Source organism: Pseudomonas taeanensis MS-3, assembly GCF_000498575.2.
Classification (GTDB): Bacteria; Pseudomonadota; Gammaproteobacteria; order Pseudomonadales; family Pseudomonadaceae; genus Aquipseudomonas; species Aquipseudomonas taeanensis.
In genome coordinates this window covers 794,004-818,134 of sequence record NZ_AWSQ01000002.1, presented here as the reverse complement: position 1 = coordinate 818,134, position 24,131 = coordinate 794,004, and the positions used below count along the sequence as shown (strand labels likewise).

The window sequence follows — 24,131 nt, the reverse complement described above, 5'->3', positions numbered from 1 at the left end:
ATTAAACCTGCAACAATCGTTCGCGCAGCTTGTGAATGTCGTCGCGCAGCTGCGCAGCCGCCTCGAACTCCAGGTCGCGGGCCAGCTGGTACATCTTTTCTTCCAACTGACGGATGCGCTTGCTGATTTCGCTCGGCGAGCGCAATTCGTTCTCGTAGCGCGCACTTTCTTCCGCAGCCTTGGCCATGCCTTTGCGCTTCTTGCTGCGTGAACCGGGCACCGTGGCCCCTTCAAGAATATCCTGCACATCCTTGAATACGCCCTTGGGCACGATGCCGTTAGCCTCGTTGAAGGCAATCTGCTTGTTGCGCCGCCGCTCGGTCTCGCCAATGGCGCGCTCCATCGAACCGGTCATGCGGTCGGCATAGAGGATCGCCCGGCCATTGAGGTTACGCGCGGCGCGACCGATGGTCTGGATCAACGAGCGCTCGGAACGCAGGAAGCCTTCCTTGTCCGCATCGAGAATCGCCACCAGCGACACCTCAGGCATGTCCAGGCCCTCGCGCAGCAGGTTGATGCCCACCAGCACGTCGAAGGCACCGATGCGCAGGTCACGAATGATCTCGACCCGCTCCACCGTGTCGATATCCGAGTGCAGGTAACGCACCCTGACCCCGTGGTCCGCCAGGTAATCGGTCAAGTCCTCGGCCATGCGTTTGGTCAGCGTAGTGACCAGCACCCGCTCCTCTATCGCTACGCGCTTGTGGATCTCCGAGAGCAGGTCATCGACCTGCGTCAGCGCTGGCCGCACTTCGATCTGTGGATCGACCAGCCCAGTAGGCCGCACCACCTGCTCAATGACTCGTCCGGCGTGCTCCGCCTCATAGTTACCCGGCGTGGCTGAGACGAAGATGGTCTGCGGGCTGGCATGCTCCCACTCATCGAAGCGCATCGGTCGATTGTCCAGGGCTGACGGCAGACGGAAGCCGTAATCGACCAGGGTTTCCTTGCGCGAACGGTCGCCTTTGTACATGGCGCCGACCTGCGGCACGCTGACGTGGGATTCGTCGATCACCAACAACGCCTTGTCCGGCAGGTAGTCGTACAGGGTCGGCGGCGCCTCGCCGGGGCCGCGACCGGACAGATAGCGCGAGTAGTTCTCGATGCCGTTGCAATAGCCCAGTTCGAGGATCATCTCCAGATCGAAGCGGGTACGTTGTTCCAGGCGCTGCGCCTCCACCAGACGACCATTGCCGCGCAGGTACTCCAGGCGCTCGGCCAGTTCCACCTTGATCTTGTCCACGGCCTCCAGCAGGGTCTCGCGCGGGGTAACGTAGTGACTCTTCGGATAGAAGGTGAAACGCGGCAGCTTGCGGATCACCTCGCCGGTCAACGGATCGAAGGCCGACAGGCTCTCCACCTCGTCATCGAACAGCTCGATGCGGATGGCCTCCAGGTCCGACTCGGCCGGGAAAATATCGATCACATCGCCGCGGACGCGGAAGGTCGCGCGGGCGAAATCCATGTCGTTACGGGTGTACTGCAGGTCGGCCAGGCGCCGCAGCAAGTCGCGCTGATCCATCTTGTCGCCACGATCAACGTGCAGCACCATCTTCAGGTAGGACTCGGGACTGCCCAGACCATAGATGCAGGACACCGTGGTGACGATGATCGCATCCGGCCGTTCCAACAGCGCCTTGGTCGCCGACAGACGCATCTGCTCGATGTGATCGTTGATCGAGGCGTCCTTCTCGATAAAGGTATCGGACGACGGCACATAGGCCTCGGGCTGATAGTAGTCGTAGTAGGAAACGAAATACTCCACCGCGTTGTTCGGGAAGAAACTCTTGAACTCGCCGTACAGCTGCGCGGCCAGGGTCTTGTTCGGCGCAAGCACCAGGGTTGGACGCTGGATCTGGGCGATCACGTTGGCAATGCTGAAGGTCTTGCCCGAGCCCGTCACGCCGAGCAAGGTCTGGTGCGACAAACCCGCTTCCAGACCCTCGACCATTTGCCGAATCGCCTCCGGTTGATCGCCGGCAGGCTGAAAACGGGTGACCAGTTGAAACTCGGACATGACTAACCTCGACAAGCGGTTGTGACGCAACCTGACAGCCTACGTCAAACCCGGTGAAAAGCGAGCCTACGTTGTCGCGACACGCGACCCGGCTGGTTATACTAACGACCCTTTTATGCAACCCCTAGCCCCTGTCGTAGCAAGGTGTTGCGTGCTCATCCACCGCTCTTCCTTCGAGACTGCCGCAACCATGAGTCTGTTCTCTGCCGTCGAAATGGCTCCGCGTGACCCCATCCTGGGCCTCAACGAAGCATTCAACGCTGATACCCGCCCCTCCAAGGTCAACCTCGGTGTTGGCGTGTACACCAACGAAGAGGGCCGAATTCCGCTGTTGCGTGCGGTGGCTGAAGCAGAAAATGCGCTCACAGCAAAACACGCGCCGCGCGGCTACCTGCCGATCGAGGGCATCGCCGCCTATGACCAGGCCGTGCAAACCCTGCTGTTCGGCGCCGACTCGGCCCTGATCCGCGAAGGCCGCGTGATCACCGCTCAGGCATTGGGCGGCACAGGCGCCCTGAAGGTCGGTGCGGACTTCCTCAAGCGCCTGCTGCCGGACGCTACGGTCGCCATCAGCGACCCCAGCTGGGAAAACCACCGAGCCCTGTTCGAGTCCGCCGGCTTTCCGGTGCGCAACTACCGCTACTACGATGCCTTCAGCAACGGCGTGAACCGGGGCGGCCTGCTGGAAGACCTGAAGAACCTCCCAGCCCGTTCGATCGTAGTACTGCACGCCTGCTGCCACAACCCGACCGGCGTCGACCTGAACATGGACGACTGGCAAGCCATCCTCGAGATCCTCCGCGAGCGTGAGCATGTGCCGTTCCTCGACATCGCCTACCAGGGTTTCGGCGACGGTATCGAAGAAGACGCAGCCGCCGTGCGCCTGTTCGCCCAGTCCGACCTGACCTTCTTCGTTTCCAGCTCCTTCTCCAAGTCGTTCTCGCTGTATGGCGAACGCGTCGGTGCACTGTCCATCGTCACCGGTTCGCAAGACGAAACCTCCCGCGTGCTGTCGCAGCTCAAGCGCGTCATCCGCACCAACTACTCCAACCCGCCGACCCACGGCGCCAGCGTCGTCGCCGCAGTGCTCAACAGCCCGGAGCTGCGCGCCATGTGGGAAGCCGAACTGGGTGAAATGCGCGGGCGCATTCGCGGTATGCGCCTGGCCATGGTCGAGCAACTGGCTGCCCTGGACGCCAAGCGCGACTTCGCCTTCGTCGCCCAGCAACGCGGCATGTTCTCCTACTCGGGGCTGACCACCGAGCAGGTCGAGCGCCTGAAGAGCGAGTTCGGTATCTACGCCGTCGGCACCGGACGCATCTGCGTCGCGGCGCTCAACCAGCGCAACCTACCGGCCGTGACCCAGGCCATCGCCCAGGTCCTCTAAGGTATTCAGGGGAAGCCTGCAGACACTTGACTTCCCCTTTTTAATCAGTAGGATACGCGTCGTTGTTCCGCGATAGCTCAGTCGGTAGAGCAAATGACTGTTAATCATTGGGTCCCAGGTTCGAGTCCTGGTCGCGGAGCCAAATTCGAAAGCCTCGGTTAATCCCGGGGCTTTTTTGTTTCTGCCGGACTCTCACCTGCGACTGCGTCCCAGGTTATTCGCCAAGGCTCACCCCTTCGGGGCCGCGCTGAAGCGCGTTCAGCTGCGCTGTCGAGTCCTGGTCGCGGAGCCAAATTTAAAAGCCTCGGTGAATCCCGGGGCTTTTTTGTTTCCGCCGGACTCTCACCTGCGACTGCCTCCCAGGTTATTCGCCAAGGCTCACCCCTTCGGGGCCGCGCTGAAGCGCGTTCAGCTGCGCTGTCGAGTCCTGGTCGCGGAGCCAAATTCAAAAGCCTCGGTTAATCCCGGGGCTTTTTTGTTTCCGCCGGACTCTCACCTGCGACTGCCTCCCAGGTTATTCGCCAAGGCTCACCCCTTCGGGGCCGCGCTAAAGCGCGTTCAGCTGCGCTGTCGAGTCCTGGTCGCGGAGCCAAATTCGAAAGCCTCGGTTAATCCCGGGGCTTTTTTGTTTCCGCCGGACTCTCACCTGCGACTGCGTACCAGGTTACTCGCCACTTCTGAGCATGAAAAAGGCCGGTCAGTGACCGGCCTTTTTCATGCTCAGTGCAGGTTAATTGACACTTAACTTATCGCGATTCTTCTCCAGAATAGCTACACCAATGCCCTTGACTTCCAGCAACTCATCGACCGAGGCAAAGGCACCATTGGCATCGCGATAAGCCACGATCGCCTTGGCCTTTGCCTCGCCAATACCACTCAACTCGCGCTGCAGGGTCGGCGCATCGGCATTGTTGAGATTGACCTTGGCGGCCTCAGCGACCTGTACAACTGCAGGTTTATCCGGCGTCATCTTTGCAGTTTCGGCGGCAGATACCGTCAAGGATGCAGCCGCCAGAACGCCAAAAAGCACAGAAGAGATATAACTTTTACGCATTGTAAACACTCCATGTAGTGAGCTCGAGTCACCATGTGACCGGCGCGGTACTTCCTTGCTCCGCGCATTTCACCTTAGCCGCCAGCATCGCCCTGTCAAATTAACCCACAGCTGCTCAGGCAGGCGGCCCGCACCACTGGTTGCACTCCCAGCTCCGACTCTCGCCTGGATGAACAACTTACACAGAGAGCACAATTCCGCCAATCCGCTAATATGCCAAGCTTTGCCATCACACGCAGATGACCATGCTTTCCACCGCTCGCCTTACTGCAGTTGCCTATCTTTTTTCCTGCTGCCTGGGCCTGCTGGCACTTGCCGGGCTGTGGTATGGCCTGGGTCAGCCGATACACCTCGCAGACAGCGCCACGCCTGCACACAAGCTGCAATGCGCCTCGTACACCCCCTTCGACAAGCATCAATCGCCTTTCGAACAACCCCTGGCATTGCGCCCGGAGCGCATGGATGCCGACTTGGCCCTCCTCGCCGAGCGTTTCGAGTGCCTGCGCACCTACTCCGTGACCGGCCTGGAAGCGCTGCCTGAACTGGCCCGCAAGCATGGCCTCAAATTGCTCATCGGGGCCTGGGTCAGCCGTGACCCACAGGCCACCGCGATTGAAATCGACAGCCTGATCAAGACCGCCAACGCTTACCCGGATGTCGTCGAGGCGGTGATCGTGGGCAACGAAGCCCTGTTGCGCAAGGAGGTCACCCCATCCCAGCTAGTAGAGCTGATCGAGCAGGTCAAAAACCGGATCGAGCAACCGGTGACCTATGCCGATGTCTGGGAGTTCTGGCTGAAACATCCGCAAGTCGCGCCAGCAGTGGACTTTCTAACCATTCACCTGCTGCCTTATTGGGAAGATGAGCCTGCGGGCATCGATGCCGCCCTGACTCAGGTTGCCCAGGTTCAACAACTGTTCGCCAAACGCTTCGCCCCTAAGGACATTCTCATTGGTGAAACCGGCTGGCCCAGCGAGGGCAGGCAACGGGAGACGTCACTACCGAGCCGCGTCAATCAGGCGAAGTTCATCCGCGGCTTCGTCGCGATGGCCGAACAGAAGGGCTGGCGCTACAACCTGATCGAGGCCTTCGATCAACCCTGGAAGCGCATCAGCGAAGGTGCCGTCGGCGGATACTGGGGCTTGTACGATTCAGACCGGAACGACAAGTCCATCCTTGCCGGATCGGTCTCCAATCTCCCGTACTGGCCGCTCTGGCTGGTGATCAGCGCGGGGATCTTCTTCGGCAGCTTGTTACTCGCCGGCCGGCCGGTGTCCAGCAGTGCGGCACTGCTACTACCACTGGTAGCCACCATCGGCGCCGCCTGTATGGGTCTATGGAGCGAACAGGCCTGGGTCACCAGCCGCTTTGCTGGCGAATGGTTGTGGGCCGCCGCCCTGCTTAGTTTGAACCTGCTGGTGTTGAGCCATGCCATCCTGGCCCTGGCCGACAAACCTGGCTGGCGCGCCCGGCTATTCGTCTGGCTTGACCAGCGTGGCGGCTGGTGGCTGCTCGCCGCCGGGTTTGCCGGGGCGGTGATGATGTTGGCCTTGGTAGTGGATGCACGCTACCGCAGCTTCCCCAGCGCGGCGCTCGTTCTGCCCGCAGTGGTGTACCTGTGTCGGCCAGCCCGCGGCCCGCGCCGTGAAATTGCCGTGCTTGGCCTATTGATCGGCGCAGGCATCGTGCCGCAGTTGTATCAGGAGACCTTGGGCAACTTGCAGGCGCTTGGCTGGGCGCTGGTCAGCAGCCTGCTGGTCGCTGCACTATGGCGCAGCATACGGACCCAGCAGTGCCCAGCGACACAGCCTACCGTCAGACATCCTCACTCACCAGCCGCGGTCGACGTACCAGACGTAATAACGCCAACACCACCGCAAACACCGCCAAGCTAGCGCTGTACAGCACCAACGCTGGCAAGCCCAACAGCAAGCCCAGCACCGCCAGCCACCAGCCCCAACGACCGGGAAACACCTGCGCCAACAGCGCAGTCAGCAATGCCGCCCAAGCCAACAAGCGGAAGTGGATCAGCCATCCCAGCCCGGCCCGCAGCTCACACACCCAACGCTGCGGCGCCTCGACACACAGGCCCAACCAGCGGTCGCTCTCGATCAGGGTAAAGCGTAACCCATAACTGCCAGCCACACAGAGCGCGGCCGCGACCAGCAGCATGATCAAGGGCAAGCGACGGGACATAGGTGACTCCGGAGAAAGGAACAGCGCCCGCGATTATCCTGCCCCTCCCGACAGAAAACCATGCCTATAAACATTGCCGAAAAGCACTGCAACCCGGCATGATCCCACTCTCTTAACCATCTCAAGGAGCGAGCATGTCCCGCCTACTGATCCGCCCGGCGCAGCGCGATGATGTTGCGCTGATCCTGGCCTTGATCGGCGAGCTAGCCGAGTATGAGAAGCTCAGCGATCAGGTAGTGGCCACGCCTGAACAACTGACTGCGCACTTGTTCGGCGAACGGCCTTACGCCGAGGTGCTGATTGGCGAGGTGGATGACCAGCCAGCCGGGTTTGCCCTGTTCTTCCACAACTATTCGACCTTTCTGAGCAAACCCGGCATCTACCTGGAAGACCTGTACGTGCGCCCCGACTCGCGCGGCACCGGGCTGGGCAAGGCCTTGCTCGGCCGCTTGGCGAGCCTGGCGGTGGAGCGCGGTTGTGGCCGCCTGGAGTGGGCGGTACTGAATTGGAATGAGCCGGCGATCGGCTTCTACCAGCGCCTAAACGCGCAACCACAGGATGGCTGGACGGTGTATCGTCTGACAGGCTCCGCGCTAGAGGATCTCGCGGCCCAGTCAGTTGACCGGCACTCACCTCGCTTGCCGTTGTCATAAAGCGGGTATCAACCCGCACGTTCTCTTCTTACGGGACTCAGTCATGCCGTTTTATCGTCGTCTTGCCGCTCTACTTAGCGGCCTAGTCCTCGCTGCGCCGCTATGGGCGGCCGACATCGATGCGCAAAGCTACGGGTATCCATTGACCAACCCGTTCGAGGCGACCATCGCCACAACGCCAGAGGGACTGCGTCCCACCCTGCCGGCCGACGAGGATATCGATCAGGATGACTATCAGGTCAAACTGCGTCCGGAGCGGGAGTTCGAAGTACCGGACAACTTCTGGTCGGTGACCAAGTTGCGTTACCGCCTGGCTCAGCAGAAAGGTGAAGCACCGCTGATCTTCATCATCGCCGGTACCGGTGCGCATTACGCCAGCAGCACGCCGGAATACTTGAAGAAACTGTTCTACGGCGCCGGTTACCACGTGGTGCAGCTGTCCTCGCCCACCAGTTACGACTTCATGACCTCCGCTTCGCGCTTCGCCACACCGGGCTTTTCTCCCGACGATGCCGATGACCTGTACCGCGTCATGCAAGCCGTGCGTGCGCAACACCCGCGCCTGGCGATCAGCGAGTACCACCTGACGGGTTATAGCCTCGGCGCCCTGCAGGCCGCCTTCGTCAGCAAGCTCGACGAAACTCGTCGCAGCTTCAACTTCAAACGCGTGCTGCTGCTCAATCCGCCGGTAAACCTCTATACCTCGATAAGCAACCTCAACAAGCTGGTACAAACCCAGGTCGAGGGCGTCAACAACAGCACGACGTTCTACGAGTTGATGCTGGCCAAGCTCACTCGCTACTTCCAGAAGAAGGGCTACATCGACGTCAACGACGCCTTCCTCGCCGACTTCCAGCAATCGAGGGAACATCTGACCGACGAGCAGATGGCCATGCTGATCGGCGCGATATTTCGCTTCTCTTCCGCCGATATCGCCTTCACCTCCGATCTGATCAACCGCCGCGGCTTGATTACCCCTGTGGGCTACCCGATCGGGGAAGGCACCAACCTCACGCCTTTTTTCAAGCGCGCCCTGCAGTGCGACTTCGATTGCTACATCACCGAGCAACTGATCCCGATGTGGCGCGCACGCTATGACGGCACCAGCCTGAACCAACTGATCAACCAGGTCAGTCTGTATGCCCTTGAGGACTACTTGAAAAGCAGCGACAAGATCGCGGTGATGCACAACGCCGACGACATCATCTTAGGTGCCGGCGACCTTGGCTTTCTACGCCGCACCCTGGGTGATCGCCTGACCGTTTACCCGCTGGGCGGGCACTGCGGCAACCTCAACTATCGCGTCAACAGCGACGCCATGCTGGAGTTCTTCCGTGGTTAAGCCTTTCAAGAAAACCCTCTTGCTGGCCCTCCTGCTCATCAGCGGCATGGCCCAGGCGCAACATGATCAGGTAGATGAAGACGGCTTCAAACAACCTCTGAAGCACTTGCAGTTCAATCCGGGGCTGGATCAGGAGGAGTTCGAGCGGGCAACGCTAACCGCACTGAACATCTATGATCCATTGGAGTCGTGGAACCGCCGCGTTTACCACTTCAACTACCGCTTCGACGAGTGGGTATTCCTGCCCATAGTGGACGGCTACCGTTACGTCACCCCGACGCTGGTGCAACGCGGCGTGACTAACTTCTTCAGCAACCTGGGCGATGTTCCGAGCCTGCTCAATAGTCTGCTGCAGTTCAAGGGCAAGCGCTCGATGAAGACAACCGCCCGCCTGCTGCTCAACACCACGCTCGGCGTAGCCGGGCTGTGGGACCCGGCGAGCAAGATGGGCCTGCCCAAACAAAAGGAAGATTTTGGCCAAACCCTCGGTTTTTACGGTCTGCCGGCCGGCCCTTACCTGATGCTACCGCTGCTCGGCCCCTCCAACCTGCGTGACACCGGCGGACTGGTGGTGGATTTTTCAGCCAAGAATCAGGTCAACTTCCTCAACGTCGCAGAAGCCAGTACCCACCACCCGGAAATCATCCTGTTGGAGGTTGTCGATCAACGCTCCACGGTCAACTTCCGCTACGGTCAGCTCAACTCGCCCTTCGAGTACGAGAAGCTGCGCTACTTCTATACCGAAGCCCGCAAGTTGCAGATCGCCGAATAAGCTACTCGCCTGACCACTGAGGGCCACCCAAGGCTTCGACCTGCGGCGGCCCTTGTCTTTCAGGACATGTACATCGACGAGACTCAACCGACTCTCCCAGCCTTGAGGGTAGAGCACTCACCTCCCCCAATCTTCACCCTGAGAGCGTTTTCAGTTTCCTGCCAGCTCTCTCTGGAACCATTCGATGACCGGCTGGACCAGACTGCTATTGCGATGCCTGCTGGCCAACAGATAACCGTGATCGCTCCGGGTTACCCGCGGCTGCAAAGCGATCAGGCGGCCTTCGGCTATCGACTGCTGCACCAGTGCGGACCAGCCCAAGGCTATGCCCTCCCCCTGCATCACGGAAGCGAGCAACAGCGGGTAGTTATTGAATTTGAATTTTGCCGCGCCCTGCAGAGGCGCAAGCCCCGCCAGCAAACACCAGCGAGACCAATCGAGCCAGCGCGGATTATTCTGGTCCATATGCAGAACCGGCACTCTCGCCAGCATGTCCTCGTTTATCCGCTCCGCCAAACCAAAACGCTGGGCGAACGCAGGGCTACAGATGGGAAAAACCTCTTCCTGGGCAAGCTGAATCTCGTTTTGTCGGGCGCCAGTCAGTTGCCCGAAACGAATGCTGATGTCCGCCTCGACCATATCCAGAGCGGAATCGGAGTCCACCGGTGTGATGTCGAAACTGTAACGAGGAAACGCCTGCTGCAGATCGCCCAAACGCGGGAGCAGCCAGGCATGGGCAAAGCCGAAATGGGTCGCGATCAATAGGTTCGGCTGCACATCGAGGGCCTCGTCGCGTAGCGTTTCCACGGCCGAGTTGATACTGGCAAGCGCACTGGACAGTTCGCCGTAGAGAAAGCGTCCCTGGTCAGTTGGCGACAGCCTGTTACCCGACCTGTCGAACAGCACTCGGCCGATACTCTCCTCCAGCACGCGAATGCGCTGCGAGATCACCGGTTGCGTGGTGCCCTGCTCCTGGGCAGCGGCGGTCATTGAACCCAGGCGAAAGGCTGCCTCAAACGCTATCAGCGCTTTCATTGAGGGGGGATGATGGCGAACGGATCCCATAATTTTTTTGCATGCCTCTGCATCAAGAGAAACGGCTGGGCGACCCAGACACGGGTTGTTTATGCTGAGCGGCGCATCCAATGCAGTCCGCAAAGCATCTCGCAGGGAGATCCTTACACACCCATTAGGCAGCGTCCAAGCACTGGGTAAGCCCACCACTGATATAGGCCAGCGTTCATGACCCTAAGCGTTGAAGAAATTGTCGAAAACGGGCTCTGTAGCGGCTGTGGGTTATGCCGAGCGGTGGCCGGAGCCGAGCGGATCAGCATCGTACTCACTCCCGAGGGTAGGGAACGGCCACTGGTACACGCCCCACTGGGGCTGCCAACCCTGAACAGGATTAACGCGGTTTGCCCAGGCACGCGTATCGAAGGCGCTCACCCGGCAAGCCACACAGCCGAAGTTGAACATGACCTCATCTGGGGGCCAGCCGAACAGCTTGCGATTGGCTACGCCGGCGACCCGCAAGTGCGATTTCGCGCGTCCACTGGCGGCGTGCTGACTGCACTGGGCCAGTTCCTGCTGAGCAGCGGCAGGGTCGACTTTATTCTGCACGTCGGCGCTTCGCGCGAAGAACCCATGCGCAGCAAACGCCGCCTCAGCTTTGACGCCGCCTCGGTCCTCGAGGCGGCCGGCTCGCGTTATGGTCCTGCCGCACCGCTGCTCGACTTCACCGCCGTTCTCGAGCGTCGTCAGCCCTTTGCCCTGATTGCCAAACCTTGCGATATCGCGGCGGTGCGCAACTTGGCAAAAGTCGACCCGCGTGTAGACCAGTACATGAAATATGCCCTCACCCTGGTCTGTGGCGGGACCTCGGACCTAACTAAATCAGAGGACGTGCTTGCTCAGTTTGGCATTCGGGAAGACCAGTTGAGCCTGTTCCGCTACCGGGGCCATGGCAATCCGGGACCGACTCGCCTGGAAACCCTTGGCGGTCAATCCTTCGAATTGAATTATCAAGCGATGTGGGAAAACGAAGACAAGTGGATGCTTCAGTCGCGCTGCAAGATCTGTCCGGACGCCATCGGTGAATGTGCCGACCTGGCCGCATCCGATGTCTGGCCGGGTGGCGGTCCCACAGGTGAAGATGAGGGCTTCAACGGCATCATCGTCCGCACCCGACGTGGGCTGGAGCTGTATCAAGCGGCGCTTGCGGCCGGCGCAATCAAGGTTGAACCCGCTGCAGTCAGTTTCCGCGACTTTGATGAATTCCAACCCCATCAGGTGCGCAAGAAGCGCGCGGTGTGGGCACGACTAGTAGGTATGAAAGCGGCCGGCAAGCCCACCCCTGATGCGCATAACCTGCGCCTGATCGAGTGCGCCCAGCTCAACTCGGTAACCGAAAATCTCGCCGAGGCCCGTGGCACAAGGCGGCGCGCAGCCATGGGACGACTGAGTGAACCCGGCCCCGACCCGCAGTGCACAGCCCGCACCGTCAACCCCGACCCGCACTAGCGGCCTGCAGGTTAATTGGTTAACTCAAGTTCGGATGCTTGAGGCCCCGAGACCAGGCGCTGCGACGAGTCATAGCGGACTATGGCAGGAACGGCAACGCAGTATCGGGCCCTCAAACGGCGAAATTGACTCATTGAACCTGCACACAGGCCGCTAAGTCCCAGACGGACGCATCGGCCGTAGCTGGGCACTTGCCTGTTCGACCTCTCCAGAACGCAGCGCCATGCCTGGGTCATCGGCGAGCCGTGGCTAGGCAATATCAACGCTGGACCAGCGATGAACACCAGCACGTGGCAACGGCAACCATTCGAATCCGCCACTATAAATTTTATGCATGACCCTGTATCAAGAACAGCTGCTGTGCTGCTAATCAGCCCCTTGAGTACCATGCGTGCAGAGGCGCTCACAGGAGTTAAGCGATGAATAAAATCGAAGTTATTTTTGAACAGACTCCACCCGCCGTAAAAATTCGCGCCAACAATGCAGTCACTGAACTTCCCGCATTGTGGCTGAGAGAGCGAACCCAAGACCCTCTGCAACTTGATAGCAACACGCAACAGCGGCTGTTCGACTCTCACGCCATTGATCCGGAAATCCTGTTGCTGACAGTTGAACCCGTGGTTTCGAATCAGGCCTGGCTCGAATTCAACGACGGCCATCGCGCGCTGTACGATTTCTCTTTCCTGCGTGATGAACTGGATGACGACAGCGCCTTCCCACACGTAGTTGGCTGGAATAGCCAGATCGATCAGGCATCGTTGCGCTTCGAATGGCCAGAGATGAGCGATAACGAGCACTTTCTAGCAGCCCTGGGCGCCTACCTTAAATACGGCATCATCATCCTGCGCAACGTGCCGACGGACTCCGAGAGAATTCTCGAAGTCGCACAGAAATTTGGCTACCTGAAAGAAACCAACTTCGGCCGTTACTTTGAAGTGTATTCAAAGCCCAATGCCAACGACCTGGCCTATACCGGCTTTCATCTGGGGCCGCACACGGATAATCCCTACCGTGACCCTGTCCCGGGAATACAACTGCTGCATTGTCTGATCAATGAAACCTCCGGGGGACTCTCGACCCTTGTCGACAGTGTCAGCGTGGTCAGTGAGCTCGCAGCGAAAGACCCTGAAGGCTACCAGCTGCTGAAAAACATTCCGGTCAAGTTTCGCTTTATCGACAAGGGCACCGAACTCGTCACCAATCGTCCGATGATTAACACAGACGCCCAAGGACGGACGCTGGGCGTGCAATACAGCCCTCGGCTCGATGGCCTGCCACTGCTGCCTGTCGAGCAGATGAAAGCATTCCACCGAGCCCGTAAACACCTGGGCGAGCTGTTCTGCGACCCCGCTTACGAGATTCGCTTCCCGCTGCGCGCAGGCGAACTGATGCTGATCAATAACAGCCGCGTGTTGCACGGCCGCACGAGTTTCGACCAGTCGCAAGGCAGGCGCCATCTTCAGGGCTGCTACCTGGATCTCGATGGCCCACGGGAGCGCTACGCCAGCACCCAATTCCAACTACAAAAGCTTGAGGAGCCAGCCTGATGAACAGTGTGAAATTTACCCAGATGAAAGATGGCACGCGTGAGGAATACCACTTCCTTGACCGTCTGGAATCGGAATTCAACCAGGCATTGCCAGAGCGAATTCTCAAGGCCCTGAGTGACCTGCAACATAGCCTGAGCGGTTATCAGCTAAGCCGACTGGAACACTCGCTACAGTCAGCTGCCCGAGCCGAGGCTGCTGGCGCGGACGAGGAAATGATCGTTGGGGCCTTGATTCACGATATAGGTGACGAACTCGCGCCCTATAACCACTCGCAATTGGCGGCCTCGGTCATCAGGCCCTATGTCCGCTCCGAAGTCACCTGGGTGCTGCATCACCACGGGCTATTCCAGAATTACTATTACGCGCATCATTTCGACGGCGATCGCAACGAGCGGGATCGTTACAAGGACCATCCTGCCTACCAGCTATGCGTGGATTTCTGCGAAAAGTGGGACCAGGCGTCATTCGATCCCGCCTACCCGACACCGAACCTGGAGCACTTCGCCCCCATGGTGCGGCGTATTTTCAGCAGAAAACCGTTCGATCCGGCCGTGATAGGTGAGGAATACTCACTGACCTGAGCACCTCGTCAGACTGACCCGACCCCGCATCCAATACGTGGCCTCTGAGAGGTTCGCGGCGGGGAGCTCCCCACAGCACCCACGCAGCCCTTATATCTGCCAACAACTGTCAGCGCGCGAGCCACAGGTAGGACGAAAGGAATTATCGAGGCACGACAGAAACCGTAGCCCAGATGAAATCCGGGCCCGGATTTCATCTGGGCTACTCGCTGAGAACCTTTACCGGCATTAGCCGGTTGTAGGGCTCTGCATTTACTGCGCGTAGCGGCGATACAGGCCCGGCGGCACACCGCCGCTGTCGGTCGATTGCCAGGGGCCTTGCGCACTGGTCGCCCAGTTCCAGCCGTTGCTCCAGCGATAGTAGGTGCGCTCGCGGTAATACAGGTCACGCGAGCCTTCCACCACATACACCCCCAGGCTGCCGTCCCAGTGGCTTTGCACGCCGGGTGGCGGCGCATAGCGCGGGTGGGACTTGCTCACCGATGGCTGACTGATCGGCGCCGTGCTCTGCACCGCGCACCCTGCGAGACCGAGCAGGGCAATGGCCGCGGCGATTGGCAGCAACTTGTTCAGTGCATTCATTGCGCAGGCCCGTCCGCGGTGTCGATGGTCAGTTGCTGCGGCTCGGTGACGCTGCTGGCCAGCGGCTGGCTGCGGCCGACCCATTCGCCAGCGGTGGCATTGCCGCTACGGGAAATACGCGCCACCAGCTGCACCTGGGCGAAACCCGAGAGTTTCAACTGCGGCATCATCGCGTCACTATCCGACAAGTTGACCTCCGCCGGCAGATCGGCCACGGTCAGACGCTTGACCGCCAAGGGCATAGGCGGCCCCGAGGTGGCGCGGGCGAAGATGAACACGCTGTCGCTCGGCTGTACCTGGTCTTTCAGCGCCGCGGCCAGATCGACCTGGATGGTCAGGCCACGCGCGCTTGTCGCGGCTGGCGGCGCTTGCGTTGCCGCCTGCGGGTCGAGCTGTTCGCGCGCCCGCGCGATACCACCCAGAATCGCCTGACGTGAAGGATCCTGTTCCGGCAGCACGGCAACCAAACGCTCCCAGAAACCGATGGCCTCCGCGAAACGTTCGCTTTCATAGGCGGCAATGCCAAGCAGACCGAGGCTGGTGGCTTCCGCCGGATCGGCCTTCAGCGCCTCATCGGTGAGTGCCTGCAGCTGTTCCGTCCACTGCTTGCTGCCGGCGAAATACAGCGCCTGTGCCCACTGGCCGAGTAGCTCCGGCTCGCGCCCGGCAATGCCCACCGCACGCTCGAAGGCCTTGGCCGCCTCGCCAGCACGCTCCTGGGCCATATAAGTGCGACCAAGGAAGTACCAGCCCTCGGCGGACTCGGGATTGTCCTGTACCGAGGCCTCCAGGCGTGCGGTCATCTCCTCGATGCTTTGCGGTTGTTCGGCGAAGGTGCGCGCACGCTCGACATCGTCGATAGCCCCCCAATGCAGATACAGCCCGTAACCCAGCAACGGCATCAGCAAGGCGGCCGTCAGTGGCACCTTGCGACCCAATACGCCGACCTTGCCGCCGACCTCGGCACCGGCGGTGTCGGTCAACAACTCGCGCGCCGCATCATCGCGACCGGCTTGCAGTTGCGCGGCGCTGAGGATGCCGGCCTGGTGCTCGCCCTCCAGCTCTTGCACACGCTCCTGATACAGCGTGACATTGAGCGCCGTGCGGTCTTCCTCGGCCTGGGCGTTGCGCCCTCGCAGCAGCGGAATCAGCAGAAAAGCCAGGGCAGCCAGCAACAGCAGGCCGGCGGATAGCCAAAATTCGATCATTGCTCTTTCTTATCCAAAGGCGCTTGTTTTAACAGGGCATCGAGGCGCTGCTGCTCATCTGTCGAGAGACCGCTGCCCCCGCTAGTCTTCTTGCTACGGTGGCGTAACACGATCACCCCGAGCAGCACGAAACCACCCACCAACAAGCCTGCGGGGCCGTACCACAGCAGCAAGGTGCGGGCATTCAGTGCCGGCTTGTAGCGGACGAACTCGCCGTAGCGATCGACCATGAACTCGACAATCTGCTCGTTGCTCTGCCCTTCGCCGAGCATGCGGAAGATTTCCCGGCGCAGGTCGGTAGCGATCGGTGCGTTGGAGTCGGCGATGTCCTGGTTCTGGCACTTGGGGCACCGCAGCTCCTGGGTCAGTTGACGGAAGCGCGTGCGCTCAGCCTCGTCGGCGAACTCATAGGTATCGATAGCCGCCTGCGTCACGCCGATCAGACTCAGGCCGAGTATGGCGACCGCCAACCAGCGTTTCATTGCTCCGCCTCGTCTACCAGGCCTTGATACAGCGGCGCCAGCTGTTCGCGCCAGACACGCTCGTCTATCACTCCGACGAACTTATGGCGAATGATCCCGTCCTTATCGATAAGAAAGGTCTCCGGCGCGCCATACACGCCCAGATTCAGGCCCAGGCTCCCCTGCTCGTCGTTGATATTCAGCTGGTAGGGGTTGTGGAACTCCTGCAGCCATTTCTGTGCATCGGCATTGTCGTCCTTGTAGTTGATGCCATGGATGACCACGCCGCGCTCCGCCAACTTATTCAGCACCGGGTGTTCTACCCGGCAGGACACACACCAGGTGGCCCAGACGTTAACCAGCGCCGGCTTACCTTTCAGGTCATCCTGAGTAATGACTCCGTCGTCCAATACCGCCGGCAGGGAAAATGCCGGAACTGGCTTATCGATCAATGCCGAAGGCAACTCGGACGGGTCGAGGAACAGCCCACGATAGAGAAACAGCGCAACGGCCAGAAAGATCGCCAGCGGCAACAGTAGGATCAGTCGTTTCATGCCTGTGCTCCGGCCATGCCCAGTGCGTCGCGCACCCGGGTCTTCACTTTCATGCGATAACGCTTGTCGCTGGCCGCGAGGAAGCCGCCTAAGCCCATCAGCAGGGCGCCCAGCCAGATCCAGCGGACGAAGGGTTTGATGTGCACGCGCACGGCCCAGGCACCGTTATCCAAGGGTTCACCCAGGGCGACGAACAAATCGCGGGTAAAACCGGCGTCGATGGCCGCCTCGGTCATCACCGACTGCTGCACGGTATACATACGTTTCTCTGGGTGCAGCAGGGCAATTTGTTCGCCGTCTTCCAGCACGCGCACCGTACCTCTGTCTGCAGTGAAGTTAGGCCCCTCACGGTGCTTGGCGCCCTCGAAGATGAACTGGTAACCGCCCAGTTCGACCGAATCGCCCGGCGCCATGCGCATGTCGCGCTCGAAGCTGCCCATACTGGTGAGAATCACCCCCAGAGCGCACACGGCCATACCGAAATGCGCCAGCTGCATGGCCCAGTAGCTGCGCCCCAGCCCCGGAAGACCTTTGAGCAGGCCCTTGTGCCGCGTCTTGTCGACGATGTCGCGGACGCCGGCCAACACCACCCAAGCGGCCAACAGACAAACGCCCAGTACCGCCCAGTTGAAATCACCAACCATCAGGGTCGCCACCACAGCCAAGGCCACGCTACCCAGCAGCACTGGGGTCAACATGCCCAACAACCACTGCAGCGGGGTATCTTTCCAGCGCACGATGACACCGAGCGCGATCATCGCCATCAGCAGTCCCATCAGCGGCACGAACAGCGCATTGAAGTACGGCGGGCCGACCGACAGCTTGGCACCGGTCAGCGCATCCAGCACCAAGGGGTAGAGGGTACCGAGCAGAATCATCGCCGCCGCGACTATCAGAATCAGGTTATTAACCAGCAACAGGGTTTCCCGCGACTTCAGGGCGAAGCCAACCTGGCTCTTGACCACCGGCGCGCGAATGGCGAACAGGGTCAGTGAGCCGCCCACCACAAGCAACAAAAACGCCAGGATGAACACGCCCCGCGCCGGATCGGTGGCGAAGGCATGCACCGAGGTCAGCACCCCGGAGCGCACGAGGAAGGTACCGAGCAGGCTCAGGGAGAACGCGGCGATGGCCAGCAGCACGGTCCAGCTCTTGAATACCCCACGTTTCTCGGTGACGGCAAGGGAGTGGATCAACGCGGTGCCGACCAGCCAGGGCATGAACGAGGCGTTCTCCACCGGATCCCAGAACCACCAGCCACCCCAGCCCAGCTCGTAATAGGCCCACCAGGAGCCCAAGGCAATGCCGATGCCGAGAAAGGCCCAGGCGACTATGGTCCAGGGCCGCGACCAGCGCGCCCAGGCGGCATCCAGCTTGCCGCCGAGCAACGCGGCGATGGCGAACGAGAAGGCCACGGAAAAGCCGACGTAACCCATGTAAAGCATCGGCGGATGAATGATCAGGCCGAAGTCCTGCAACAGCGGGTTGAGGTCGCGACCATCCAGCGGGGTATTCGGCAACAGACGCGCGAAGGGGTTGGAGGTGACGATCAGGAACAGCAGAAAGCCGACACTGATCATGCCCATGACCCCCAGTACCCGGGCCAGCATCTCTTCGGGCAGCTGCCGCGAAAAGATCGAGACGGCAAAGGTCCAGCCGGCCAGGATCAACGCCCAGAGCAGCAGCGAGCCTTCATGGGCGCCCCACACCGCACTGAACTTGTAGAACCAGGGCAAAGCGCTGTTGGAGTTGCTGGCCACGTAAGCGACGGAAAAGTCGTCGACCATGAAGGCATAGGTCAGGCAGAGAAAGGCGAACAGCAGGAAGGCGAACTGCCCCCACGCCGCCGGTTGCGCCAGGCTCATCCACTGCCGGTCGCCGCGCCAGGCACCGATCAATGGCAGGGTGGCCTGGACCAGGGTCAGGCACAGGGCCAGGATCATCGCCAGATGGCCGAGTTCGGGAATCATTCTGCGCCCCCCTGCTTGCCGTTCTGGTACTGCGCTTTCATGCCGCTCTGTTCCAAGGCCTGCATGACCTCCGGCGGCATGTAGTTTTCGTCGTGCTTGGCCAGCACTTCATCGGCGACCAGCAGCCCCTGTGCATCCAACTTGCCCATGGCGACTATGCCCTGCCCCTCGCGAAACAGATCCGGGAGGATGCCGCTGTAGCGGATGGTCACGCTCTTCACGCCGTCGGTGACCACGAAATCGGTTTCCAGCGAGTCGCCGGAACGCTTCACCGAGCCCATTTCCACCATGCCTCCGGCGCGAATCCGCGTGCCTTGTGGCGCCTCACCATTAGCGATCTGAGTCGGCGAGTAGAACAGGTTGATGTTCTGTTGCAAGGCGCTGAGCGCCAGGGCCAGAGCGATGCCGAAGCCGGCGAGGATCGCCAGGACGATGAATAAACGTTTTTTGCGCACCGGATTCACTGCTGAGCCTCCCGACGCAAACGACGCGCCTCTTCTTGCAAATAACGGCGCCGCGCCATCAGCGGCAGCGCGACGTTGATGGCCAGCACCGCCACACTGATGGCGTAGGCGGACCAGACATAGGCGCCATGGTTACCCATGGCGAGAAACTCACCGAAGGAGGCAAAGCTCATCGCACCACCTCTGCGTTCAGCGTTTTCGTCACTTCGTCCCTGACCCAGCTACTGCGCGCCTCGCGCTTGAGCACTTCGAGACGCATACGCAGCAGCAGCACGGCACCGAAGAAACAGTAGAAGCCCAGCACCATGATCAGCAGCGGCAGCCACATTTCCACCGGCATCGTCGGCCGCTCGATCACGCTGAAGCTGGCCGGTTGGTGCAGGGTGTTCCACCACTCCACCGAGTACTTGATGATCGGGATATTGATCACCCCGACAATGGCCAGCACCGCACAGGCCTTGGCTGCGCTGTCGCGGTTGCTGATGGCCTGCGCCAGGGCAATCACGCCGAAATACAGGAACAGTAGAATCAGCATCGAAGTCAGACGCGCATCCCACACCCAGTAGGTGCCCCAGGTTGGCTTGCCCCAGATGGCCCCGGTGACCAGGGCGATCACCGTCATCCAGGCGCCAATCGGTGCAGCCTGCTGTACGGCGACATCGGCGATTTTCATCTTCCACACCATGCCCACCACACCTGCCACGGCCAGCATGACGTAGATCGACTGGGCCAGAAATGCCGCCGGCACATGGATATAGATGATCCGGAAACTATTGCCCTGCTGATAATCGGCAGGCGCGAAGGCCAGGCCCCAGACCAGACCCACAGTCAACAGCACCCCGGCGGCGATGGCCAACCAGGGCAACCAGCTGCCGCTGATCTGGTAAAACCACTTGGGCGAACCCAGCTTGTGAAACCACGTCCAGTTCATCAGGTCTCTCATCAGTTGTTCAGCTAACCACCGCACGCTTCACCCGCGCTCAGGGCCACCTGCATCATCAGGCTTATTATCTACTCAGCCACGCTAATCGTAAGACCCGCGGCGATTGCAAAAGGTGTCAAGGTCACCGCCAAAACGGCGAGACTGGCCAGCCACAACAGGTGGCCAAGCGTCGGCAATCCTTGCAGAGAGGCTTGTAACGCACCGCTGCCGAGAATCAGCACCGGGATGTACAGCGGCAAGATCAGCAATGCCAGCAACAGGCCGCCGCGCTTAAGGCCGACGGTCAGCGCCGCACCCACGGCACCTAACAGGCTCAACACCGGCGTGCCCAGCAATAGCGAGAGCAACAGAACTGGCAGGCAGCGCCCTGGCAGCCCGAGCATCAAAGCCAGCAACGGCGCCAGCAGGACCAGGGCCAATCCGGAAAACAACCAGTGTGCCAGCACCTTGGCCAACACCAGAAGAGGCAGGGGGTGCGGCGAAAGGACCCACTGCTCCAGCGAGCCATCCTCGAAATCGCTGCGAAACAAGCCGTCCAGTGAGAGCAGTACGGCCAACAGCGCCGCAACCCATATCAAACCGGGTGAAAGGGTTTGCAACAACTGCGTCTGCGGGCCCACGGCTAACGGGAACAGGGCAATCACGATGGCGAAAAACACCAGCGGATTGGCCAGCTCGGCCGGACGGCGAAACAACAGGCGCGCCTCGCGAACCAGTAACAGGCTAAAGACATTGCTCATGCGACGCGCAGCCCCAAATCGAGCTCACGGTATCCGGCGGGCTTGACCGACAGCGTATGGTGGGTGGTCAACACGACCAGGCCGCCCTGCTGGCAATGCCGCGCCAGATGCGCTTCCAACTGGGCCACGGCCTGTTTATCGAGCGCGGTGAACGGCTCATCGAGAATCCATAACGGCGGCCCTTCCAGGTACAAACGGGCCAGAGCGACCCGGCGCTGCTGACCGGCGGACAGGGTATGGCACGGCACATCTTCGAAGCCGCGCAGGCCAACCGCCCCCAGTGCCTGCCAAATGGCTGTGCGCTCGGCTGGGCGATGCAAGGCGCAGAGCCAGGCGAGGTTTTCTTCGGCACTGAGCAAGCCCTTGATGCCCGCCGCATGGCCGATCCACACCAGATTGCGCGCCAGTTCGGCACGCTGCCCGTTCAAGGGTTGGCCATTCAAGCGAATCTCACCGGCGGTGGGTTGCATCAACCCGGCGAGCAAGCGTAGTAGACTGGTTTTTCCACTGCCATTAGGGCCTGAGACTTGCAGCATTTCGCCTGCCGTCAGGCGCAGCTGCAGCTGCTCGAAGAGCATGCGCCAATCTCGCTCACAAGCGAGCGCTATGGCTTCGAGAAGGGGACTGGTCACGGCATGCATACCTAAAAGCGGTTCAAGTCGGCAGTGCCCCGGCCGCTATAATGACGCAAGTTGAATGCGCAGCCGACCCGGACGGGGCGGCATTATACATGCCCTACCCTGCCCCCCGCAGTGAGCATTTTCGACAGGTTGTAACCCACTCATGAGCGAAATAAGCAGCTCCCGCCCAGTTCCACCGACGCCTCCCAGTGGTCGCCCCACTGCATTGAGCAATGACCTGGCACTGAAGTTGCTGCAGCCACTGCATGGCCTGCTGAACAGCGGCGAAACGGCAAACGCCGAAGTCGTGGCCCTGAAAGAGGTGGCAAACAGCTTCCAGGTCATGCTCAAACTGACCCTGGAAAATGGTCGCCAGGCCACGCTACAAGCCAGTAGTTCGCGCCCGCTGACTCAGGGCATGGCAGTGGCAGTCACGGCACTCTCGGAAACCCGTCTGGCCGTTTCCCTGCTAACCGGCGGCGAAAAAACCCTGAGCAGCCTGGATCTTGAGCAGCTACCCATAGGAACACTGCTGCAGGGTAAAGTCGTCGCGCGAGAACAGCTGGTGCAGGCGAAATCGCAGCAGACCCTCTACAAGGTGCTGGTGAATTTGCTGAACACCCCACTCGCCGGCAGCAAGTTGACCGTGGAGACTCCGCTGCCGCTGCCGCTGGGCAGCTTGCTCAGCGCCCAGGTGCAAGGCAGTCAGGCGCTGAACTTCCTGCCGCTCAGTGGACGCCTGGATCAACTGGCACTGACTCAGCATCTGGCCACACAGCAAAGTCGCCAAGGCTCGCTCGGCGGCCTGTTCAGCGCCTTGCAAGGCTTGCGCAGCCAGGAAACACTGCCCGACAGCCTACGCGGCAGCATCGACAAACTGCTGGCGGGCCTGCCCGATGCCACGCAGCTGAGCAGCGCCAAGGGCTTGGGCCAGGCCTTGGAAAATAGCGGACTATTCCTTGAAAGCAAACTGCTCAGCGGTCAGGGCAGCGCATTACCCACGGACCTGAAAGCTAACCTGCTGCGCTTGGTGACTCAACTGCTGCCCACACTACCGGCGAGTACACCGCTGGCCGCGGCAAACGCCGGCGCGATAATGGCCCAGGCGCTGCCGGCATTCGCCCGCAACATGCTGGGCAGCCTTGGCCAGACTGGTGCGCGGCAACAGGCATTGACCTTCCCCCTACCTACGCGACTGCTCCAGGGAATGGAAGGAGAAGCGGATCTTGAGGTCCTGTTGAAACTGGCAGCCGCTGCCATCTCGCGCCTGCAGACCCATCAATTATCCAGCCTCAGCCAGAGCCAGGTTGGCCCGGACGGCAACCTGCTCACCACCTGGCAACTGGAACTGCCGATGCGCCAGCAACAGGAACTGGTGCCGTTACAGCTGAAGATCCAACGCGAGGAATCGCAAAAAAACGCCAAGCAGGAGCAAAAAGACATGCTCTGGCGAGTAGAACTGGCCTTCGAACTGGAGCCCCTGGGGCCGCTGCACATACAGGCGCAATTGCTCCGTGGCAGCCTGTCCAGCCAGCTATGGGCCGAGCGCAGCCAGACCGTGAGCCTGATTGACGCTGAACTGGGCAATTTACGTGAGCGCCTGAGCGCTGCTGGCCTGCAAGTCGGTGAGCTAGCCTGCTGCCTAGGCACGCCACCGCAAGGGCCACGAACCACGCTGGAACAACGCTGGGTCGACGAAACCGCATGAAACGCCAAGCACCGCGCCAAGCCATCGCTCTGACCTATGACGGACAGTCCGCACCTACGCTCAGCGCCAAGGGCGACGATGAGTTGGCGGAAGCCATTCTGGCGATCGCTCGCGAGTACGAAGTGCCTATCTATGAAAACGCCGAGCTGGTGCGCCTGCTGGCGCGATTGGAGCTGGGGGATGCGATTCCCGAACAGTTGTATCGCTGCATTGCCGAAATCATTGCCTTCGCCTGGTATCTGCAGGGCAAGAGCCCGCCTGGCTTCGAGAAAGAAAGCGACATCACCCCTCCACTGCCGCGCCTTAATGCTCCTCAGCACTAAAGGCTACGACCTCACCGTCCACCCCTTTACCCAAGGGATAATCGAGCAGTTGCCAGGCGAAATAACCGCTGCGGAAATAAAATACCTGCCGATAACCCCAGCTCACGGCCAAGTGCGCGGCCAAGGCACTGCGCAGACAAACATCGCTATCGCAGTAGATCACCAGAGGCACTTGCCGCGGCCAGTGCGACAGGGATAACGCGCCAAAACGGTCGGCCAGATCCAGGTGCACAGCACCACGCACATGCCCCCAACCCCATTCTCTGCGGGGCCGCACATCAATGAACAGCACCCCAAAATCGTACAGGCGCTTGGCCTGCCATGCATTGATAGTGATCGCTCCGTCCACGCGTAAGGGTGCCTCCTGAGCCTGCGTCAATGGCAGCCAGACAACCCCGCACAGCAGCAGAATGATCACACCACGCATAGCAAACACCTTCGGCCAAACACCCTCGTGTTTAGCTTAGGTAGCACTCGACTACTGAC

The 24,131-nt window shown here is 60.6% G+C and carries 25 protein-coding genes and 1 tRNA gene; 11 read left to right on the top strand and 15 right to left on the bottom strand.

Annotated features, from left to right (window positions below):
* Window position 1: 1 nt before the first annotated feature.
* Window positions 2-2,017, bottom strand: coding sequence for an excinuclease ABC subunit UvrB (uvrB, locus tag TMS3_RS11890; protein ID WP_025165503.1), 2,016 nt, complete (start codon window positions 2,015-2,017; stop codon window positions 2-4).
* 190 nt (window positions 2,018-2,207) lie between these two features.
* Here uvrB and TMS3_RS11885 point away from each other — a divergent pair, with 190 nt between their 5' ends.
* Window positions 2,208-3,404: an amino acid aminotransferase gene (locus tag TMS3_RS11885; protein ID WP_025165502.1), complete on the top strand. Its 1,197-nt coding sequence runs from the start codon at window positions 2,208-2,210 to the stop codon at window positions 3,402-3,404.
* A gap of 66 nt (window positions 3,405-3,470) precedes the next feature.
* Window positions 3,471-3,546 (top strand) — tRNA-Asn (locus tag TMS3_RS11880).
* Between the two features lie 588 nt (window positions 3,547-4,134).
* Here the strand turns inward: TMS3_RS11880 and TMS3_RS11875 are convergent.
* Window positions 4,135-4,458, bottom strand: coding sequence for a ComEA family DNA-binding protein (locus tag TMS3_RS11875; RefSeq protein WP_025165501.1), 324 nt, complete (start codon window positions 4,456-4,458; stop codon window positions 4,135-4,137).
* Between the two features lie 245 nt (window positions 4,459-4,703).
* Between TMS3_RS11875 and TMS3_RS11870 the strand changes: the two genes are divergently transcribed.
* Window positions 4,704-6,353: a glycoside hydrolase family 17 protein gene (locus TMS3_RS11870; RefSeq protein ID WP_025165500.1), complete on the top strand. Its 1,650-nt coding sequence runs from the start codon at window positions 4,704-4,706 to the stop codon at window positions 6,351-6,353.
* Here the strand turns inward: TMS3_RS11870 and TMS3_RS11865 are convergent.
* A complete protein-coding gene (locus TMS3_RS11865; RefSeq protein ID WP_025165499.1) occupies window positions 6,274-6,654 on the bottom strand; it encodes a hypothetical protein in 381 nt (126 codons plus the stop codon). The two genes, TMS3_RS11870 and TMS3_RS11865, sit on opposite strands and share 80 nt — an antisense overlap.
* Window positions 6,655-6,788: 134 nt before the next feature.
* On the opposite strand from TMS3_RS11865, the gene TMS3_RS11860 reads away from it, so the two are divergent.
* The 3 genes from TMS3_RS11860 to TMS3_RS11850 are packed head-to-tail and all read left to right on the top strand — an operon-like array spanning window position 6,789 to window position 9,421.
* The gene (locus TMS3_RS11860; RefSeq protein ID WP_025165498.1) at window positions 6,789-7,307 is read left to right on the top strand and encodes a GNAT family N-acetyltransferase; all 519 of its coding nucleotides are present in this window, start codon (window positions 6,789-6,791) and stop codon (window positions 7,305-7,307) included.
* Between the two features lie 43 nt (window positions 7,308-7,350).
* Complete coding sequence (locus tag TMS3_RS11855; RefSeq protein ID WP_025165497.1) at window positions 7,351-8,649, top strand: alpha/beta fold hydrolase; 1,299 nt, start codon at window positions 7,351-7,353, stop codon at window positions 8,647-8,649.
* Window positions 8,650-8,695: 46 nt separating this feature from the next.
* Complete coding sequence (locus tag TMS3_RS11850) at window positions 8,696-9,421, top strand: MlaA family lipoprotein (protein ID WP_051394235.1); 726 nt, start codon at window positions 8,696-8,698, stop codon at window positions 9,419-9,421.
* A gap of 150 nt (window positions 9,422-9,571) precedes the next feature.
* Here TMS3_RS11850 and TMS3_RS11845 read toward each other — a convergent pair whose 3' ends face one another.
* On the bottom strand, window positions 9,572-10,567 hold the full coding sequence (locus tag TMS3_RS11845) for a LysR substrate-binding domain-containing protein (RefSeq protein ID WP_152985494.1): 996 nt from the start codon (window positions 10,565-10,567) through the stop codon (window positions 9,572-9,574).
* A 96-nt stretch (window positions 10,568-10,663) separates the two neighbouring features.
* Here TMS3_RS11845 and TMS3_RS11840 point away from each other — a divergent pair, with 96 nt between their 5' ends.
* The 3 genes from TMS3_RS11840 (at window position 10,664) to TMS3_RS11830 (ending at window position 14,072) form a co-directional block, all read left to right on the top strand.
* Window positions 10,664-11,941: a Coenzyme F420 hydrogenase/dehydrogenase, beta subunit C-terminal domain gene (locus tag TMS3_RS11840; protein WP_025165494.1), complete on the top strand. Its 1,278-nt coding sequence runs from the start codon at window positions 10,664-10,666 to the stop codon at window positions 11,939-11,941.
* Between the two features lie 419 nt (window positions 11,942-12,360).
* Entirely contained in the window at window positions 12,361-13,488 is a 1,128-nt protein-coding gene (locus TMS3_RS11835; protein ID WP_025165493.1) for a TauD/TfdA family dioxygenase, read from the top strand.
* Complete coding sequence (locus tag TMS3_RS11830; protein WP_025165492.1) at window positions 13,488-14,072, top strand: HD domain-containing protein; 585 nt, start codon at window positions 13,488-13,490, stop codon at window positions 14,070-14,072. The genes TMS3_RS11835 and TMS3_RS11830 overlap by 1 nt, the downstream gene beginning before the upstream one ends.
* 252 nt (window positions 14,073-14,324) lie before the next feature.
* Here the strand turns inward: TMS3_RS11830 and TMS3_RS11825 are convergent, their stop codons facing one another.
* The 10 genes from TMS3_RS11825 to ccmA form a co-directional block, all read right to left on the bottom strand.
* Window positions 14,325-14,654 (bottom strand): hypothetical protein, encoded by a 330-nt coding sequence (locus TMS3_RS11825; RefSeq protein WP_029866303.1) that lies wholly within the window; start codon window positions 14,652-14,654, stop codon window positions 14,325-14,327.
* Window positions 14,651-15,862 (bottom strand): c-type cytochrome biogenesis protein CcmI, encoded by a 1,212-nt coding sequence (gene ccmI / locus TMS3_RS11820; protein WP_025165490.1) that lies wholly within the window; start codon window positions 15,860-15,862, stop codon window positions 14,651-14,653. The genes TMS3_RS11825 and ccmI overlap by 4 nt, the downstream gene beginning before the upstream one ends.
* On the bottom strand, window positions 15,859-16,344 hold the full coding sequence (locus TMS3_RS11815; RefSeq protein WP_025165489.1) for a cytochrome c-type biogenesis protein: 486 nt from the start codon (window positions 16,342-16,344) through the stop codon (window positions 15,859-15,861). Before TMS3_RS11815 ends, ccmI begins: the two co-directional genes overlap by 4 nt.
* Window positions 16,341-16,877, bottom strand: coding sequence for a DsbE family thiol:disulfide interchange protein (locus tag TMS3_RS11810; RefSeq protein WP_025165488.1), 537 nt, complete (start codon window positions 16,875-16,877; stop codon window positions 16,341-16,343). The genes TMS3_RS11815 and TMS3_RS11810 overlap by 4 nt, the downstream gene beginning before the upstream one ends.
* Window positions 16,874-18,847, bottom strand: coding sequence for a heme lyase CcmF/NrfE family subunit (locus tag TMS3_RS11805; RefSeq protein WP_025165487.1), 1,974 nt, complete (start codon window positions 18,845-18,847; stop codon window positions 16,874-16,876). Before TMS3_RS11805 ends, TMS3_RS11810 begins: the two co-directional genes overlap by 4 nt.
* Window positions 18,844-19,311 carry a cytochrome c maturation protein CcmE gene (gene ccmE, locus TMS3_RS11800; RefSeq protein ID WP_025165486.1) on the bottom strand — a complete coding sequence of 156 codons (468 nt, stop codon included), beginning with the start codon at window positions 19,309-19,311 and terminating at the stop codon, window positions 18,844-18,846. The genes TMS3_RS11805 and ccmE overlap by 4 nt, the downstream gene beginning before the upstream one ends.
* Window positions 19,308-19,484: a heme exporter protein CcmD gene (gene ccmD / locus TMS3_RS11795; RefSeq protein WP_025165485.1), complete on the bottom strand. Its 177-nt coding sequence runs from the start codon at window positions 19,482-19,484 to the stop codon at window positions 19,308-19,310. The genes ccmE and ccmD overlap by 4 nt, the downstream gene beginning before the upstream one ends.
* Complete coding sequence (locus TMS3_RS11790; protein WP_152985506.1) at window positions 19,481-20,245, bottom strand: heme ABC transporter permease; 765 nt, start codon at window positions 20,243-20,245, stop codon at window positions 19,481-19,483. Before TMS3_RS11790 ends, ccmD begins: the two co-directional genes overlap by 4 nt.
* Before the next feature lie 77 nt (window positions 20,246-20,322).
* Complete coding sequence (gene ccmB / locus TMS3_RS11785; RefSeq protein ID WP_025165483.1) at window positions 20,323-20,994, bottom strand: heme exporter protein CcmB; 672 nt, start codon at window positions 20,992-20,994, stop codon at window positions 20,323-20,325.
* A complete protein-coding gene (gene ccmA / locus TMS3_RS11780; RefSeq protein WP_200929638.1) occupies window positions 20,991-21,635 on the bottom strand; it encodes a cytochrome c biogenesis heme-transporting ATPase CcmA in 645 nt (214 codons plus the stop codon). The genes ccmB and ccmA overlap by 4 nt, the downstream gene beginning before the upstream one ends.
* A gap of 142 nt (window positions 21,636-21,777) precedes the next feature.
* On the opposite strand from ccmA, the gene fliK reads away from it, so the two are divergent.
* Together fliK and TMS3_RS11770 are read left to right on the top strand one after the other, a co-directional pair.
* Complete coding sequence (gene fliK, locus TMS3_RS11775; RefSeq protein ID WP_025165481.1) at window positions 21,778-23,322, top strand: flagellar hook-length control protein FliK; 1,545 nt, start codon at window positions 21,778-21,780, stop codon at window positions 23,320-23,322.
* Window positions 23,319-23,645, top strand: a complete 327-nt coding sequence (locus TMS3_RS11770; RefSeq protein WP_025165480.1) for an EscU/YscU/HrcU family type III secretion system export apparatus switch protein — start codon at window positions 23,319-23,321, stop codon at window positions 23,643-23,645. The genes fliK and TMS3_RS11770 overlap by 4 nt, the downstream gene beginning before the upstream one ends.
* Here the strand turns inward: TMS3_RS11770 and TMS3_RS11765 are convergent.
* A complete protein-coding gene (locus TMS3_RS11765; RefSeq protein ID WP_025165479.1) occupies window positions 23,626-24,072 on the bottom strand; it encodes a rhodanese-like domain-containing protein in 447 nt (148 codons plus the stop codon). The genes TMS3_RS11770 and TMS3_RS11765 overlap by 20 nt on opposite strands.
* Window positions 24,073-24,131 lie beyond the last annotated feature (59 nt).